The sequence below is a fragment of the Ramlibacter humi genome (assembly GCF_004681975.1).
GTDB lineage: Bacteria > Pseudomonadota > Gammaproteobacteria > Burkholderiales > Burkholderiaceae_C > Ramlibacter > Ramlibacter humi.
The window spans coordinates 1-15,285 of record NZ_SMLK01000008.1 but is presented as its reverse complement, the minus strand read 5'-3'; the positions used below and the strand labels follow the sequence as shown (position 1 = coordinate 15,285).

17 protein-coding genes are annotated in these 15,285 nt (G+C 69.5%); 10 read left to right on the top strand and 7 right to left on the bottom strand.

The window, feature by feature from the left end:
- Positions 1–2 precede the first annotated feature (2 nt).
- The 3 genes from EZ216_RS18770 (at position 3) to EZ216_RS18760 (ending at position 2,018) form a co-directional block, all read left to right on the top strand.
- On the top strand, positions 3–1,127 hold the full coding sequence (locus EZ216_RS18770) for a JmjC domain-containing protein (protein WP_135251328.1): 1,125 nt from the start codon (positions 3–5) through the stop codon (positions 1,125–1,127).
- On the top strand, positions 1,124–1,621 hold the full coding sequence (locus tag EZ216_RS18765) for a hypothetical protein (RefSeq protein ID WP_135251327.1): 498 nt from the start codon (positions 1,124–1,126) through the stop codon (positions 1,619–1,621). The genes EZ216_RS18770 and EZ216_RS18765 overlap by 4 nt, the downstream gene beginning before the upstream one ends.
- Positions 1,622–1,763: 142 nt before the next feature.
- Positions 1,764–2,018: a hypothetical protein gene (locus tag EZ216_RS18760; protein WP_135251326.1), complete on the top strand. Its 255-nt coding sequence runs from the start codon at positions 1,764–1,766 to the stop codon at positions 2,016–2,018.
- A 64-nt stretch (positions 2,019–2,082) separates the two neighbouring features.
- On the opposite strand, the gene EZ216_RS18755 is transcribed toward EZ216_RS18760, so the two are convergent.
- The 5 genes from EZ216_RS18755 to EZ216_RS18735 form a co-directional block, all read right to left on the bottom strand.
- Entirely contained in the window at positions 2,083–2,856 is a 774-nt protein-coding gene (locus EZ216_RS18755) for an MBL fold metallo-hydrolase (RefSeq protein ID WP_135251325.1), read from the bottom strand.
- A gap of 118 nt (positions 2,857–2,974) precedes the next feature.
- Complete coding sequence (bamC, locus tag EZ216_RS18750) at positions 2,975–4,054, bottom strand: NlpB/DapX family lipoprotein (protein WP_135251324.1); 1,080 nt, start codon at positions 4,052–4,054, stop codon at positions 2,975–2,977.
- Between the two features lie 26 nt (positions 4,055–4,080).
- On the bottom strand, positions 4,081–4,968 hold the full coding sequence (dapA, locus tag EZ216_RS18745) for a 4-hydroxy-tetrahydrodipicolinate synthase (protein ID WP_135251323.1): 888 nt from the start codon (positions 4,966–4,968) through the stop codon (positions 4,081–4,083).
- Positions 4,965–5,537 carry a class I SAM-dependent methyltransferase gene (locus EZ216_RS18740; protein ID WP_135251322.1) on the bottom strand — a complete coding sequence of 191 codons (573 nt, stop codon included), beginning with the start codon at positions 5,535–5,537 and terminating at the stop codon, positions 4,965–4,967. Before EZ216_RS18740 ends, dapA begins: the two co-directional genes overlap by 4 nt.
- Position 5,538: 1 nt before the next feature.
- Positions 5,539–6,351 (bottom strand): SDR family oxidoreductase, encoded by an 813-nt coding sequence (locus EZ216_RS18735; protein WP_135251321.1) that lies wholly within the window; start codon positions 6,349–6,351, stop codon positions 5,539–5,541.
- A 66-nt stretch (positions 6,352–6,417) separates the two neighbouring features.
- Here EZ216_RS18735 and EZ216_RS21510 point away from each other — a divergent pair, with 66 nt between their 5' ends.
- Complete coding sequence (locus EZ216_RS21510) at positions 6,418–6,558, top strand: hypothetical protein (protein WP_167772963.1); 141 nt, start codon at positions 6,418–6,420, stop codon at positions 6,556–6,558.
- 9 nt (positions 6,559–6,567) lie between these two features.
- On the opposite strand, the gene EZ216_RS22020 is transcribed toward EZ216_RS21510, so the two are convergent.
- Together EZ216_RS22020 and EZ216_RS18730 are read right to left on the bottom strand one after the other, a co-directional pair.
- The gene (locus EZ216_RS22020; protein ID WP_275405165.1) at positions 6,568–6,702 is read right to left on the bottom strand and encodes a hypothetical protein; all 135 of its coding nucleotides are present in this window, start codon (positions 6,700–6,702) and stop codon (positions 6,568–6,570) included.
- 5 nt (positions 6,703–6,707) lie between these two features.
- Complete coding sequence (locus EZ216_RS18730; protein ID WP_135251320.1) at positions 6,708–7,928, bottom strand: MFS transporter; 1,221 nt, start codon at positions 7,926–7,928, stop codon at positions 6,708–6,710.
- Between the two features lie 245 nt (positions 7,929–8,173).
- On the opposite strand from EZ216_RS18730, the gene EZ216_RS18725 reads away from it, so the two are divergent.
- The 6 genes from EZ216_RS18725 (at position 8,174) to EZ216_RS18700 (ending at position 15,139) form a co-directional block, all read left to right on the top strand.
- Positions 8,174–10,141: a DNA topoisomerase IV subunit B gene (locus EZ216_RS18725; RefSeq protein ID WP_135251319.1), complete on the top strand. Its 1,968-nt coding sequence runs from the start codon at positions 8,174–8,176 to the stop codon at positions 10,139–10,141.
- Position 10,142: 1 nt separating this feature from the next.
- The gene (locus tag EZ216_RS18720) at positions 10,143–10,661 is read left to right on the top strand and encodes a GNAT family N-acetyltransferase (RefSeq protein ID WP_135251318.1); all 519 of its coding nucleotides are present in this window, start codon (positions 10,143–10,145) and stop codon (positions 10,659–10,661) included.
- Positions 10,658–11,437 carry a lytic transglycosylase domain-containing protein gene (locus tag EZ216_RS18715; protein ID WP_135251317.1) on the top strand — a complete coding sequence of 260 codons (780 nt, stop codon included), beginning with the start codon at positions 10,658–10,660 and terminating at the stop codon, positions 11,435–11,437. Before EZ216_RS18720 ends, EZ216_RS18715 begins: the two co-directional genes overlap by 4 nt.
- Before the next feature lie 43 nt (positions 11,438–11,480).
- Positions 11,481–13,838 carry a DNA topoisomerase IV subunit A gene (parC, locus tag EZ216_RS18710; protein ID WP_135251316.1) on the top strand — a complete coding sequence of 786 codons (2,358 nt, stop codon included), beginning with the start codon at positions 11,481–11,483 and terminating at the stop codon, positions 13,836–13,838.
- Positions 13,839–14,022: 184 nt separating this feature from the next.
- Entirely contained in the window at positions 14,023–14,448 is a 426-nt protein-coding gene (locus EZ216_RS18705; RefSeq protein WP_135251315.1) for a PaaI family thioesterase, read from the top strand.
- Between the two features lie 49 nt (positions 14,449–14,497).
- Complete coding sequence (locus EZ216_RS18700) at positions 14,498–15,139, top strand: glutathione S-transferase family protein (protein ID WP_135251314.1); 642 nt, start codon at positions 14,498–14,500, stop codon at positions 15,137–15,139.
- Positions 15,140–15,285 lie beyond the last annotated feature (146 nt).

Sequence of the window (15,285 nt, the reverse complement as noted above, 5' to 3'; positions counted from 1 at the left end):
CCATGGACGTCCACCTTCCCACGCCGCTGCTCGGCGGCCTCTCCCCCCGCCAGTTCATGAAGCGCCACTGGCAGCGCAAGCCACTGCTGGTGCGCGGCGCCGTGCCCGACATGCGGCCTTTGCTGGAACGCCGCGAGCTGTTCGCGCTGGCGCAGCAGGAAGGCGTCGAGTCCCGCGTCGTGGAGCAGCGCGCCGGCGGCCGCTGGTCGCTGCGCCGCGGGCCGTTCGGTCCGCGATCGCTGCCGCCAATGTCCCGCCCGGCCTGGACCCTGCTGGTGCAGGGCGTGGACCTGCACGTGGAAGCGGCGCACCGGCTGCTGCAGCGCTTTCGCTTCGTGCCGCAGGCGCGGCTGGACGACCTGATGATCAGCTGGGCCAGCGATGGCGGCGGCGTCGGGCCGCACTTCGACAGCTACGACGTGTTCCTGCTGCAGGCGCAGGGCCGCAGGCGCTGGCGCTATGGCCGCCAGTCCGACCTGTCGCTGCGCGAGGACCTGCCGCTGAAGATCCTGGCGGACTTCGAGCCGGAAGAGGAGCACGTGCTCGAACCCGGCGACATGCTGTACCTGCCGCCGCGCTACGCGCACGACGGCATCGCCGAAGGCGAGTGCCAGACGTACTCCATCGGGTTCCGCGCGCCCGGCCGCGAGGAACTCGCCCGCGAACTGCTGCAGCGCCTGGCCGACGACGTGGAGGAGGGCGCGGGCACGATGTACCGCGACGCGGCGCAGGCCGCGGTGCGCGAGGCCGGCGCCATCCCGCCCGAGCTGGAGCGTTTCGCGCAGGACGCGCTGCGCGCCGCACTGAAGGATCCGCGTGCGCTGGGGCGGGCGCTGGGCGAGTACCTGAGCGAACCCAAGGCCAACGTGTGGTTCGATGCGGGCCGCCCGCCGTCGCCCGGCCGCGCGCTGGTGCTGGACCGCCGCACGCGCATGCTGTACGACGGCCGCCACCTGTTCGTCAACGGCGAGAGCTGGCGTGCTTCGGGGCCCGACGCCCGCCTGATGCGCAAGCTGGCCGACGATCGCCGCCTGGCGCCCGAGGACCTCGCGCGGGCGAGCGACGAAGCGCTGGACCTGCTCGCGTCGTGGGCCGAAGCCGGCTGGCTGCAGGAGGAAGGCGCATGACGGCGGACGCCGCACCGCTGCCCGAAGGGCGCTTCGAAGGCCGCGAGGCTTTCCGGCAGCTCGTGCGCGATGCGCTCGCGGCCGCGGCGCGCGAAGGCTGGCGCGAGATCATCCTGTGCGACGCGGAATTCGCCGACTGGCCGCTGGGTGAGCGGGCGGTGGCCGAGTCGCTGCAGCAATGGTCGGCCAGCGGCCGCAAGTGCACGCTGCTCGCGCGCCGCTGGGACGAGGTGGTGCGGCGGCACGCGCGCTTCGTCACCTGGCGGCGCCAGTGGTCGCACATCGTCGAAGCCCGGGCTTGTCCTTCGGCCGATGAGCTGGAATTGCCCAGCGCGATCTGGACACCTTCGTGGGTGATGGAAAGGCGCGACCCCGAGCGCTGCAATGGCTACACGGGCCGCGAGCCCGAGCGGCGCCTCGCCTTGCGCGAGCGGTTGCGGGAATGGCTGCAGCGCAGCTCTCCTTCGTTCCCGGCGACCACGTTGGGTTTGTGACGAAGGCCTCAGGGTTTGTCCCGAAGACGCAACGGAAAGCCCTATAATTTCTGGCTGAGCAGAAAGCTCGTACTAGCTGTTCAGCCAGCGCGCCACTCCCGGTTGCGTGGCCAAAATCTCTCAGACCCAAAGGAAACTGGAAATGAAGAAATCGCTCGTCCTGGCGACCCTGGTGGCTGCCGCCGCGCTGGCTGCTTGCGGCAAGAAGGAAGAACCGGCGCCCGCGCCCGCTCCGGCCCCCGCCGCTGCCCCGGCTCCCGCTCCCGCTGCTTCCGCTCCGGCCGCCGACGCTTCGGCTCCGGCTGCTGCCGCCGCCCCGGCCGCTTCCGACGCTGCCGCCGCCGCTTCGGCCCCGGCTGCTGCCGCCACCCCGGCCGCTTCCGCCGCCAGCAAGTAATCGGTTCGCCGATTGCGAAACAAAAGCCGCCTTCGGGCGGCTTTTGTATTTGGACGTCACGCCGTCAAGCCGCCAGCCACCCGCTGCCCGTCGGCCCGTCGGCCACGTGCACTTCCACCGCGGCGCCCAGCGCGGATTCCAGCGCGTCGCGCGCCAGTTCCGGCCGGTTGTTCTGCTCGCTCAGGTGCGCGGCCACCACCTGCTTCAGGCCATGCGCCAGCACCGCCTGCGCGATGGCCGCGGCAGCGTCGTTGGCCAGGTGACCCCAGTCACCGCCGACACGCTGCTTCAGGAACCACGGGTAGGGCCCTTTCTCCAGCATCCCGGGGTCGTGATTGCATTCGAGCAGCAGCGTGGCGCAGCCCGAAAGCTGCGCGATCACGTGCGGCGTGGCGTGGCCCAGGTCGGTGAGGATGCCCAGGCGCCGGTCGCCATCGCCGCAGGTCAGCTGCAGCGGTTCGCGCGCGTCGTGCGGCACGGTGAAGGGCCGCACTTCCAGCGCGCCGACGGTGATGGCGTCCGAGTCGCGCGCGATGCGCAGCAGGCCGTCGAAGTCGGGCTGCCCCAGGCCCAGCCAGGTGCCTTCGGACATCCACACCGGGATGCGTTCGCGCAGCGCGAGCGAACGCGCGCAGCCGATGTGGTCGGAATGCTCGTGGGTGATGAAGATCGCGTCGATCTGCTCGGCCAGCATGCCGGCCTGACCCAGGCGCTTGTCCAGCTGCCGGATGCCCAGCCCGCAGTCCACTAGCAGGTGGGTGGTGGACGCGCCGCTGCACGCCTGCACCACCGTGGCATTGCCGGTGCTGCCGCTGCCCAGGCTCTTGAAACGGATCATCGCGGTACTGCCGATGCCGGATGACGAATGACTTCGGCCTGCGGCCTCAACGACAAATGACGGTGCCTTCCGCCATTTGTCATTCGTCACGCGGGCCGCGCAGCGGCCCCGTCGTCCGTCATTTCAGGTCGTCGGCGATCACCTGCACGATGCGTTGCGCATCGGAGGAAGCGTCCGGCGCGCCCTGGGCGTTGAGCACCGACACCGTGGTGGCTTCACCCTGGCTCTTGACCGCGATGCGGTACTTCAGCGGCTGTTCGGCCTTGGGCGAGGCGCTGAACAGCTTGGCGAGGAAGCCGGGTTCCTTCTTGTCGGGGTTCGGCGGCACGTAGCGCACGAAGTACGTGCCCTGGCTGCGGTCGCGGTCTTCCACGGTGAAGCCGGTGCGGTCCAGCGCCAGGCCGACGCGGCGCCATGCGCGGTCGAAGCCTTCGTCGATCTGCACCACCGGCGCGTTGTTCACGGTGGCGACGCGCGAAGTGGTCTTGACCACGCCCGAAGCCGCCTGGGCCTTGGCCTGCTCCTGCGGCACGCCCAGCCTGACCATCAGGCGGCGCAGCATCTCGGCTTCCAGCTCGGGGTCGGCCGGTCGCACCTGCCACGTGGTCGAATCGCCGGCGCGGCCGGCATAGACTTCCGCCATGCCGCGGTGCGAGATGTAGATCTCCGTGCCGCCGTTGGCGCTGCGTTCCAGGCGCGTGCGGAAGCGGTCGCGCTCGGGCAGGGAGTAGATCCCGTCGAAAGCCTTGCCGATCGTGCTGCGGATGAAGTCCTGCGGGATCTTGGCGCGGTTCTCGGCCCAGTCCGTCTCCATGATGCCCAGGTTGGGCTGGTCGGTGGACAGCAGGAAACCGTTCTCCTGCCAGAAGTCGCGGACGGGCGTCCACAGCTGGTCGGCCGGGCGGTTGATCACCAGCCAGCGCTTGTCGCCGGCGCGTTCCATGCGTACGTCGCCGACGGTGTTGGCGGCGGTGGGCACGGACGGCGCCGCGGTGCCCACCTGATAGGCACTGGCCGTCACCGGGCCGCCGGGCACCTGGTAGCGCGAATCGCGCGACAGCTGCGTCAGGTCGGGCGGTACCTCCAGGGTGGGGCCCTTGCTGGCGGACTTGTAGTCGATGCGGTCGTTCTCCAGCACCGAGCAGGCGGCCAGCGCGGCGCATGCGGCGACGATGCCCAGCTTTGCGAAACGGTTCACTTTGCGTGTTCCTTTTTGGATTGATCTCAGGCCGGCAGGCCCGCCGAGCGCAGCGCGGCTTCCACCTGCGCATGGAACTGCGGCGACAGCGGCGTCATGGGCAGGCGCAGCGCCGGCCCGCACAGGCCCAGGCGCGCCATCGCCCACTTGACGGGGATGGGGTTGGCCTCGACGAACAGCTGCTTGTGCAGCGGCATCAGCCTGTTCTGGATGGCCATCGCCTCGCGCGCCTTGCCGGCGACCGCGGCCATGCACAGCTCGTGCATCGCGCGCGGCGCGACGTTGGCGGTGACGCTGATGTTGCCGTGCCCGCCGCACAGCATCAGCGCCACGGCGGTGGGGTCGTCGCCCGAGTAGATGGAGAAGCCCCTGGGCGCGTCGCGCAGCAGCCACTGGGCGCGCTCGAGGTTGCCGGTGGCTTCCTTGATGCCGACGATGCCGGGCACCTGGGCCAGGCGCAGCACGGTGTCGTGCTGCATGTCCGCGACGGTGCGGCCGGGCACGTTGTACAGCACCATCGGCAGGTCGCCCACGGCTTCGGCGATGGCCGTGAAGTGCCGGTACTGGCCTTCCTGCGTCGGCTTGTTGTAGTAGGGCACCACCTGCAGTTGGCAGTCGGCGCCGACCTTCTTCGCGTACTTCGCCAACTCGATGGCTTCGGCGGTGGAATTGGCGCCGCAGCCGGCCATGATGGGCACGCGGCCCTTGGCCTGGTCCACGGAGACGCGGATGATTTCCTGGTGCTCGTCGACGTTCACGGTGGGCGATTCGCCCGTGGTGCCGACCACGCCGATGCAGTCGGTGCCTTCGGCGATGTGCCAGTCGATGAGCTTGCGCAACGCCGCGTAGTCGACGCTGCCGTCGTCCTGCATGGGCGTTGCCAGCGCCACGATACTGCCAGTGATGGGGGTCATTGTCGGGTTCGCTCGGGAAAGGCGGATTCTATCTGGAGCCTGTGACGAGCCCTTCCGTGGCCGGGGTCCTGTCGTACCGCGGCGATGCGCTGGGCGAACCGGTCGGGCGCTTCCAGGAAGCCGTCCTCGTAGGCCACCACCCGCAAGCCGGCGCAGGCCTGCAGCAGTTCGCCGTTCTTCAGCAGGAAGTCGGGGCGCGAAGGCTTGCCCACCGTTTCGTTGCCTTCGGCGAAAGTCTCGTACAGCAGCACGCCGCCGGGTGCCAGCGAGCCGAGCAGCGCGGGCCACAGCGGCCGCCACAGGTAATTGGTGACGACCACCGCGTCGAAGGTCTCGCCGGCGAAAGGCCAGGAGCCGTTCTCGATGTCGGCCTGCACCGCGCGGCCCAGGTCCGCGACGGCCGCCACCACGCCGGCATCGCGGTCCACGCCGGTCACCGCATGGCCGCGGTCCGCGAACCAGCGCATGTGGCGCCCGTGGCCGCACGCGACGTCCAGCACCTTGCCTCCCGCGCGCACCAGGTGCGACCAGCGCACCACCCACGGGGAGGGCTCGCCCGTGCCGTGCATCTCAGCGCGGCCGCGCGTGGTCGGCCAGCGCGGCCAGGGACATCTTCTCGACCAGCCCGGGCGCCAGCAGCTTGAGGAAGCGGCCGGCCTTGCCGCGCACCGTCATCACGACTTCGCGCTCGCGCGCGGCCATGCCTTCGAGGATGAGGCGCGCGCATTCGTCCACCGGCATCGCATCGTCTTCCTTCAGCCCGCTCTTGCCCGCCGGGCGGCCCTGGGCATTGAAGCCGTTGCGGCGGATCTCGGTGGCGACGACGCCCGGATAGGCGATGGTCACCCCGACGCCCGCCGGCCTCAGTTCCGCGCGAAGCGCCTCGAAGAAGCCGGTCATGGCGAACTTGGTGGCGCTGTAGGCCGTGCGGCCCGGCACGCCCACCAGTCCCGCCAGCGAGGACACCGCGACGACCTGGCCGCGAGTGGCTTTCAGGTGGGGCAGGGCGGCGTGGGTGCACCACACGGCGCCCCACAGGTTGACCTGCATCAGGTCCTGGTACCAGTGCAGGTCTTCGGCGCTGACGTCTTCCAGCAGCGCGTGCGCTGAGACGCCGGCGTTGTTCACCAGCACGTCGATGCCGCCGCAGCGGTCCACCGCCGTGGCGATGAGCGCGCGGCACTGCGCTTCCTGCGCGACGTCGGTGGGCACCACGATCGCGCTGGCGCCCAGGGCGTCGCACTGCGCCTGCACCTGGGCCAGTTTGCCGGCATTGCGGGCGGCCAGCACGAGGGCGGCGTTGCCGCCGTCGCGCGCCGCGATCTGCCGCGCGAGTTCCGCGCCTATGCCTTCGGATGCGCCGGTGATGACGTAGGTGGCCATGGGCCGCGATGTTCCTTCATCCCGGGATCAGGGGGAACCCGGGTTTGCGCTTGATGCCCTTGAGGGATGGCTGGACACGATCGCGCACCCGAACCCTGGTGCGCCCATGGCTTGCGGGCGCAGCTGGCGCCCAGGGCGGCCGACCAGGTGGCGTGGCGCAACGCGGTGAGGGTGTTCCGGCTGAAAGGCGAGGCGGCGGCCCGCTGAGCCGCGGCTTCAGCTGCCGAAGCAGGCCCAGAACTGCTCCGCCAGCATCACCGCGACGTCGGGCCGGGTGTAGAGGGCGAACACGCCCGCCAGGGCTGCCGCGACGGCGCCCCAGGCGGTGATCCGGCGGATGGCGGGCGCCATGGCGATCAGGCCGGCTGCGGCACCGCGCCGGCGCGGCGGATCGGGTTCTCGCGCACGGGCAGGTTCACCAGCGCGGCGAACACGCCCAGGGCGATGGCCAGGTACCAGACGATGTCGTAGCTGCCGGTGCGGTCGTACAGCAGGCCGCCCAGCCACACGCCCATGAACGAGCCGATCTGGTGGCTGAAGAACACGAAGCCGCCCAGCATCGACAGGTGCGCCACGCCGAAGATCTGCGCCACCACCGCGTTGGTCGGCGGCACGGTGGACAGCCACAGGAAGCCCATCACGGCCGAGAACACGTAGACCGACATCGGCGTGAGCGGCGCCCACAGGAAGACGGCGATGGCCACCGCGCGGCTCAGGTAGATGGTGGCGAGGATCTTGCGCTTGGCCAGCTTCTGCCCCATCACGCCCGCGATGTAGGTGCCGAAGATGTTGAACAGGCCGATCAGCGCCAGCGCGTAGCTGGCCACGTGCGGCGGCAGACCCTTGTCCTTCAGGTAGCTGGGCATGTGCACGCCGATGAACACCACCTGGAAGCCGCACACGAAGTAGCCCGCCATCAGCAACTGGAAGCTGGGGTACTTGAACGCTTCGCGCAGCGCCTGGCCAATGGTCTGCTCGCGCCGGACCGGCGTGGCGCCGGCGGCGAACCCCGGTTCGCGCAGCCACCGTGCCAGCGGCGCGATCAGCAGCACCGCGGCGGCCAGCGCCAGCAGCGCGTTCTGCCAGCCGGTGCCGCTGATCAGGAAGCCTTCCACCGGCACCATCAGGAACTGCCCGAACGAGCCCGCGGCCGCGGTGATGCCCATCGCCCAGGATCGCCGGGCGGGATCGACCTGGCGGCCGACGATGCCGTAGATCACCGCGTACGTGGTGCCGGCCTGCGCCGCGCCGATCAGCACGCCCGCCGTCAGGGCGAACAGCAGCGGCGTCGGCGACAGCGCCATGCCCGCCAGGCCCAGCGCGTAGAGGAGGGCGCCCGCCACCAGCACCCGGAACGCGCCGAAGCGGTCGGCCAGCATGCCCGCGAAGATGCCGAAGAAGCCCCAGGCGATGTTCTGGATGGCGATGGCGAAGGCGAAGGTCTCGCGCGTCCAGCCCTGGGCCTGGGTGACCGGTTGGAGCCACAGCCCGAAGCCATGGCGGATGCCCATGGACAGGGTGACGACGGCGGCGCCGCAGGCGAGCACCTGGCGCAAGGGGAGACGGGCAGTTGACATGGGGCGCGACTGTAGCCAAAGCCGCAAGACCTGCCTTGGGCGGGGGTACGAAGCCGGACTCCCTTGCGCAGAGTACGCGGAGGTTGCGCAGAGATCGCGGAGGAAAAGTCCGATCAATTTGTCTTCTCTGCGCCCTCTGCGCAACCTCCGCGAGCTCTGCGTAAGGGCGTCCGCTTTCGCCCCCTCCATGCGGCCTGTGATTTCATACAGTCCCAGCCCCGCGCCCGACTACAATCCGCACCCTCATGGCCACCCGACCGTCCACCGAGTACTCCGAAGGCTCCATCCGCGTGCTCAAGGGCCTGGAGCCCGTCAAGCAGCGGCCGGGCATGTACACCCGAACCGACAACCCCCTGCACATCCTGCAGGAGGTCCTGGACAACGCCGCCGACGAGGCGCTGGCCGGCCACGGCAAGCGCATCAAGGTCACGCTGCACGCCGACGGCTCCGTCAGCATGGAAGACGACGGCCGCGGCATCCCGTTCGGCCTGCACCCCGAAGAAAAGGCGCCGGTCATCGAGCTGGTGTACACGCGGCTGCACGCCGGCGGCAAGTTCGACAAGGGCAAGGGCGGCGCGTACAGCTTCTCCGGCGGCCTGCACGGCGTGGGCGTGTCCGTCACCAACGCGCTGGCCAGGCGGCTGGAGGTGACCACCCACCGCGAAGGCCAGGTCGCCGCCATCGTGTTCTCCGGCGGCGAAGTGATCGAGCCGCTCAAGGTGCGCAAGGCCGCCGAGGGCGACCGCCGGTCCGGCACCACCGTGCGCGTGTGGCCCGACGGCAAGTACTTCGAGTCCAGCCAGCTGCCGATGGCCGAGCTGGCGCACCTGCTGCGCAGCAAGGCGGTGCTGATGCCCGGCGTGGCGGTGTACCTGGTCAACGAGAAGACCAGGGAATCGCAAAGCTGGCAATACAAGGGCGGCCTGCGCGACTACCTGATGCAGACGCTGCCCGCGGACCCGGTCATCCCGCTGTTCGAGGGCGAGGGCTACGCCGAGAACAACGAGACCTTCGCCGAAGGCGAGGGCGCGGCCTGGTGCGTGGCTTTCACGGAAGACGGTGCGCCCGTGCGCGAGAGCTACGTCAACCTCATCCCCACCAGCGCGGGCGGTACACATGAAAGCGGCCTGCGCGACGGCCTGTTCAACGCGGTGAAGAGCTTCATCGAGCTGCACTCGCTGCTGCCCAAGGGCGTGAAGCTGCTGCCGGAAGACGTGTTCGCGCGCGCCAGCTACGTGCTGTCCGCCAAGGTGCTGGACCCGCAGTTCCAGGGCCAGATCAAGGAACGCCTCAACTCGCGCGACGCGGTGCGCCTGGTGTCCAGCTTCGTGCGCCCGGCGCTGGAGCTGTGGCTCAACCAGCACGTCGACTACGGCAGGAAGCTGGCCGAACTGGCCATCAAGGCGGCGCAGTCGCGCCAGAAGGCCGGCCAGAAAGTCGAGAAGCGCAAGGGCAGCGGCGTCGCCGTGCTGCCCGGCAAGCTGACGGACTGCGAAAGCAAGGACCTCTCGCACAACGAGATCTTCCTGGTGGAAGGCGACTCCGCCGGCGGCAGCGCCAAGATGGGCCGCGACAAGGAGTGCCAGGCCATCCTGCCGCTGCGCGGCAAGGTGCTGAACACCTGGGAAGTGGAGCGCGACCGCCTGTTCGCCAACACCGAGATCCACGACATCGCGGTGGCCATCGGCGTCGATCCGCATGGGCAGAACGACGAGCCCGATCTCTCCGGCCTGCGCTACGGCAAGGTCTGCATCCTCTCGGACGCCGACGTCGACGGCTCGCACATCCAGGTGCTGCTGCTCACGCTGTTCTTCCGCCACTTCCCCAAGCTCATCGCGGCCGGCAACGTGTACGTCGCGCGGCCGCCGCTGTTCCGCGTGGACATTCCCGCGCGCGGCAAGAAGCCTGCCGGCAAGGAATACGCGCTGGACGAGGGCGAGCTCACCCACATCCTGGACAAGCTGCGCAAGGAAGGCGTCGCCGAAGGCAAGTGGACCATCAGCCGCTTCAAGGGCCTGGGCGAGATGAGCGCCGAGCAGCTGTGGGAAACCACGCTCAACCCCGACACGCGCCGCCTGCTGCCCGTGCAGCTGGGCCGGCTGGACTTCGCCGGCACCGAAAGCCTGATCACCAAGCTGATGGGCAAGGGCGAAGCCGCCGCGCGCCGCGAGCTGATGGAACTGCACGGCGACGCCGTCGAGATCGACATCTGACATGGCCCGCGTGCGCCTTCGGCCCACCATGCAGAGCGACCTGGAATTCGTGCTCTCCATCGAGCGCGACCCGGAGAACCTGCCGTACATCACGCCCTGGGAGCGCACCCAGCACGAGGCGGCCATCCGCTTCCCGGACTTCCGGCACTTCATCGTGGAAGGCGGCGACGGGCTGGACGCGGTGGGTTTCCTCATCCTCATCGGCTGCAAGAGCCCGCACCAGTCGCTGGAATTGAAGCGCATGGTCATCCAGCGCAAGGGCGTGGGCTACGGCCGCGCCGCGCTGCGCGTGGCCAAGAAGGTCGCTTTCGACGACCTGGGCGCGCACCGCTTCTGGCTGGACGTGAAGACCCACAACACGCGCGCCAAGGCGCTGTACGACAGCGAAGGCTTCGTCGTCGAAGGCACGCTGCGCGAGTCCGTCCGCACGGCCACGGGCTTCGAGTCGCTGGTGGTCATGTCGGTGCTGCAGTCCGAGTACGCCGCGCGCCGCGCGCACGCGCTGGAGCTGGCCGCGTGAAGCGCGCCACGTTCGCCGCCGCGGCGCTGGCCCTCGCCCTCGCGGGCTTGGCCGCGCCCGCGCGCGCGGACGTATGGGGCTACGTGGACGAGAAGGGCACGGCGCACTTCGCCAGCGAGAAACAGGACGACCGCTACGAGCTGTTCTTCCGCGGCGGCGAAAGCTTCGACACCAGCGAAGGGGTGCCCGCCACCACGCCGCGGCCGGTGCAGGTGCCCGCCACCGCATCGCGCCTGATCGCGTTCTTCGAGATCTCGCCGTCGTACAAGCAGGTGAAGCACCACCTGAAGGAAGCGTCCGATTCGCTGGGCATCGACTACGACCTGCTGAAGGCGCTCATCGCCACCGAATCGGGCTTCGACGCCACGGCCGTCTCGCCCAAGGGCGCGGTGGGCCTGATGCAGGTGCTGCCCTCCACGGCCGAACGCTACGGCGTCGTCGCCGCGCCGAAGTCGCCGGTGGACAAGCAGCTGGCCGACCCGCGCACCAACATCCGCGCCGGCACGCGCTACCTGCGCTACCTGATGGACCTGTACCCCGGCCAGCTGGACCTGGCGCTGGCCGCCTACAACGCGGGCGAAGGCGCCGTGCTGCGCGCGGGCAACAAGGTGCCCAACTTCCGCGAGACGCAGAACTACGTCAAGACGGTGCTGCAGCTGTACGCCATGCTCAAGCCGCCCGCGCCGCTGCGCGGCCGCGCGCCCGCGCGCGTGCGCATGGAACTGGCCGGCGGCGCCGAAGGCCGCGGCAACCTGCCGCCGCCGCTGGAGCGCTGAGCGTGCCGTCCGCCGCGGCAGCGGCCGAACAACAAGTGAACCCATGGACCAAGAACAGCTGATCCCCCTGGACGACGGCGGCGCCGGCAACCAGATCGACCTGGCCAGCTACGCCCAGCGCGCCTACCTGGAATACGCCCTGTCGGTGGTGAAGGGCCGCGCGCTGCCCGACGTCAGCGACGGCCAGAAGCCGGTGCAGCGCCGCATCCTGTACTCGATGTGGCGCATGGGCCTGGGCTTCGGCGCGGGCAACGCGGGCGCCAAGCCGGTGAAGAGCGCGCGCGTGGTCGGCGACGTGCTCGGCCGCTTCCACCCGCACGGCGACCAGGCCGCCTACGACGCGCTGGTGCGCATGGCGCAGGACTTCAGCCAGCGCTACCCGCTGATCGACGGCCAGGGCAACTTCGGCAGCCGCGACGGCGACGGCGCCGCGGCCATGCGCTACACGGAAGCGCGCCTGGCCCGCATCACCAACCTGCTGCTGGAAGAGATCGACGAAGGCACGGTCGATTTCGTGCCCAACTACGACGGCGCGTTCGAAGAACCGGTGCGGTTGCCCGCCCGCCTGCCGTTCACGCTGCTCAACGGCGCCAGCGGCATCGCGGTGGGCCTGGCGACGGAGATCCCCAGCCACAACCTGCGCGAAGTGGCCGACGCGTGCGTGGCGCTCGTGAAGAACGCGAAGCTCACGGACGAAGAGCTGTTCACGCTGCTGCCCGGCCCCGACTTCCCCGGCGGCGGCCAGATCATCAGCAGCGCCGGCGACATCGCCGAGGCGTACAGGAGCGGGCGCGGCTCGCTGAAGGTGCGCGCGCGCTGGAAGATCGAAGACCTGGCGCGCGGCCAGTGGCAGCTGGTGGTCAACGAACTGCCGCCCGGCGTCAGCTCGCAGAAGGTGCTGGAAGAGATCGAGGAGCTCACCAACCCGAAGGTGAAGGCCGGCAAGAAGGCGCTGCTGCAGGACCAGCTGCAGCTGAAGCAGTCGGTGCTGTCCGTGCTGGATGCGGTGCGCGACGAATCGAGCAAGGACGCCGCGGTGCGCCTGGTGTTCGAGCCCAAGACCAGCAAGATCGAGCAGCAGGACCTCATCACCACGCTGCTGGCGCACACCAGCCTGGAAACGTCCGCGCCGATCAACCTGACGATGGTGGGCCTGGACGGCAGGCCGGTGCAGAAGTCGCTGCGCCAGATGCTGGTGGAGTGGATCGAGTTCCGCCAGCGCACCATCGAGCGCCGCTCGCGCCATCGCCTGGACAAGGTGCTGGACCGCATCCACATCCTCGAAGGCCGGCAGCTGGTGCTGCTGAACATCGACGAGGTCATCGCCATCATCCGCGGCAGCGACGAGCCCAGGCAGGCGCTGATCGACCGCTTCCGCCTTTCGGACCGGCAGGCCGAGGACATCCTCGAAATCCGGCTGCGGCAACTCGCGCGGCTGGAAGCCATCAAGATCGAGCAGGAGCTGAAGAACCTGCGCGAAGAGCAGAAGAAGCTGGAAGAGATCCTCGGCAGCCCGGCCGCGCTGCGCCGCCTGATGGTCAAGGAGATCGAGCAGGACGCCAAGCAGTTCCAGGACGCGCGCCGCACCGAGATCAAGGAAGAGAAGAAGGCCGTCGCCGAGATCAAGGTGGTGGACGAGCCGGTCACGGTGGTCGTCTCGCAAAAGGGCTGGGTGCGCGCGCGCCAGGGCCATGGCCACGAAGCCGCCAGCTTCGCGTTCAAGGCCGGCGACGGCCTGTACGGCGCGTTCGAGTGCCGCACCGTCGACACGCTGCTGGCTTTCGGCAGCAACGGCCGCGTTTACTCGGTGCCGGTGTCCACGCTGCCGGGCGCGCGTGGCGACGGCCAGCCGGTCACCACCTACATCGACCTGGAGTCGGGCACGCACCTCGTGCACTACTTCGCCGGCGCGGCCAACGCTTGGCTGCTGTTGTCCAACACGGGCGGCTATGGCTTCCTGGCCACGGTGGCCGACATGACGTCGCGCCAGCGCGGCGGCAAGGGCTTCGTCACCTGCGGCGAAGGCGAAGCGCTGTGCCGGCCTTCACCGGCCAACGTGCCGGCGCCGGCGGGCGGCACGGCAGGTGCATTGAATGTTCCCGCGACGCACGTCGCCTGCGTCTCGTCGGCGCGGCGCATCCTCACCTTCCCGATCGGCGAACTGCGCCAGCAGGCCAACGGCGGCCGCGGCCTGGTGCTGATGGACCTGGAGAAGAAGGAAACGCTGGCCGGCGCCGCCGCGTACGTGCGCAGCGTCGTCATCCGCGGCATGTTCCGCGGCAAGGAGCGTGATGAGACACTGGAGATCCGCTCGCTGAACAACGCGCTGGGTGCCCGTGGCCGCAAGGGCAAGGCCGGCAACTTCACCTTCGATCCCACGTCCATCGAGCGCGTGGAGTAGCGAGCCATGCGCCTGTCGTTCGCCGATTCCGAAGTGGCGGGCGTCCAGGCGCAAGGCGATGCGCTGCAGGCGTGTCCCAAGGCCAGTCCCTGCACGCGACCGCGCGCCACGTGCGTGCGGGCCTGGATGGCACGCGCTTCCAGCCCTCGCTGGCCTGCTGAGCCGCATCCGGCACACTAGTGGCATGGCAGCAAGCAAGGAAGAGATCGCCGCATTCATCGCGGCCGAGTTCCCGCAGACGCGGGTGCGGGTGCTGGAGGTCGGGCACAAGTCATGCCGCGTGGTGCACGACGTGGGCGAAGGTGAGCTGCGCCCCGGCGGCACGGTGGCCGGCCCGGTGATGATGGCCACGGCCGACGTGGCGCTGTACGTGGCCCTCCACGGCACGGTGGGCATCGAACCGCTGACGGTGACAACCGACCTCACGTTTCATTTCATGCGCAAGCCGGCGGGCGACAAGGGCATCGTCGCGGACTGCCGGCTGCTGAAGGTCGGCAAGACGCTGGCCATCGGCGAGGTGACGCTGTTTTCCGAAGGCGATCCCGAGCCCGTGGCGCACGCCGTGGGCACGTATGCATTGCCGCCGGCCGCGCATCGCCGCCAGAAGTAGTTCCGTCATCCCCGCCTAGGCGGGAATCCCGTCAACACGGAGGTTCACCATGTACCGTCTTCACGGCTTCTGCCAATCCGGCAACACGTTCAAGGTCGCCTTCGCGCTGCGTGCGATGGGCCAGCCTTTCGAGACCGTGTTCGTCGACTTCATGAATGGCGCCACGCGTTCGCCCGACTGGCGCGCATCGACCAACGAGATGGGCGAGGCGCCGGTGCTGGAGGCCGAAGGCAAGCTGATGACGCAGTCGGGCGTGATCCTCACTTTCCTGGCCGACAGGCACGGGAAATTCGGCGGGCGCACGGCGGAGGAGAAGCACGAGATCCTGCGCTGGATCCTGTTCGACAACCACAAGTTCACCAGCTACTTCGCGAGTTACCGGTTTTCCAAAGCCTTCGGTCCTGCGCCGCCGGATCCGGCGGTGATGAACTGGCTGAAGGGACGCGTGGACGGCGCATATGCCGTCGTCGACAAGCACCTCGCGGGGCGCGAGTGGATGGTGGGGGATGCGCCGACGATCGCGGATTTCTCGTTGAGCGGGTATGTGTTTTATCCGGTGGAGGAGAGCGGCTATGACGTCGAAGGGCGCTTTCCGAACATCGTTGCGTGGCGGGCGCGGTTGAAGCAGTTGCCGGGGTGGGGCGATCCGTATGAAGTGTTGCCGGGGGAGAAGCTGGCGCCGAAATGGTGAGCCGAGGTCCGGGGTGGCGCGGCGGGTGGCGCCTGGCGCAGCCTCATGCTCCAGCGGCCGTGCTCCGCTGCGCTCGCACAGGCTTCCCGCCGAATCGGCCGGGCCCGGGACGGCCGGCGCAACTCGTTGCGAGCTGCGCTCGCCAC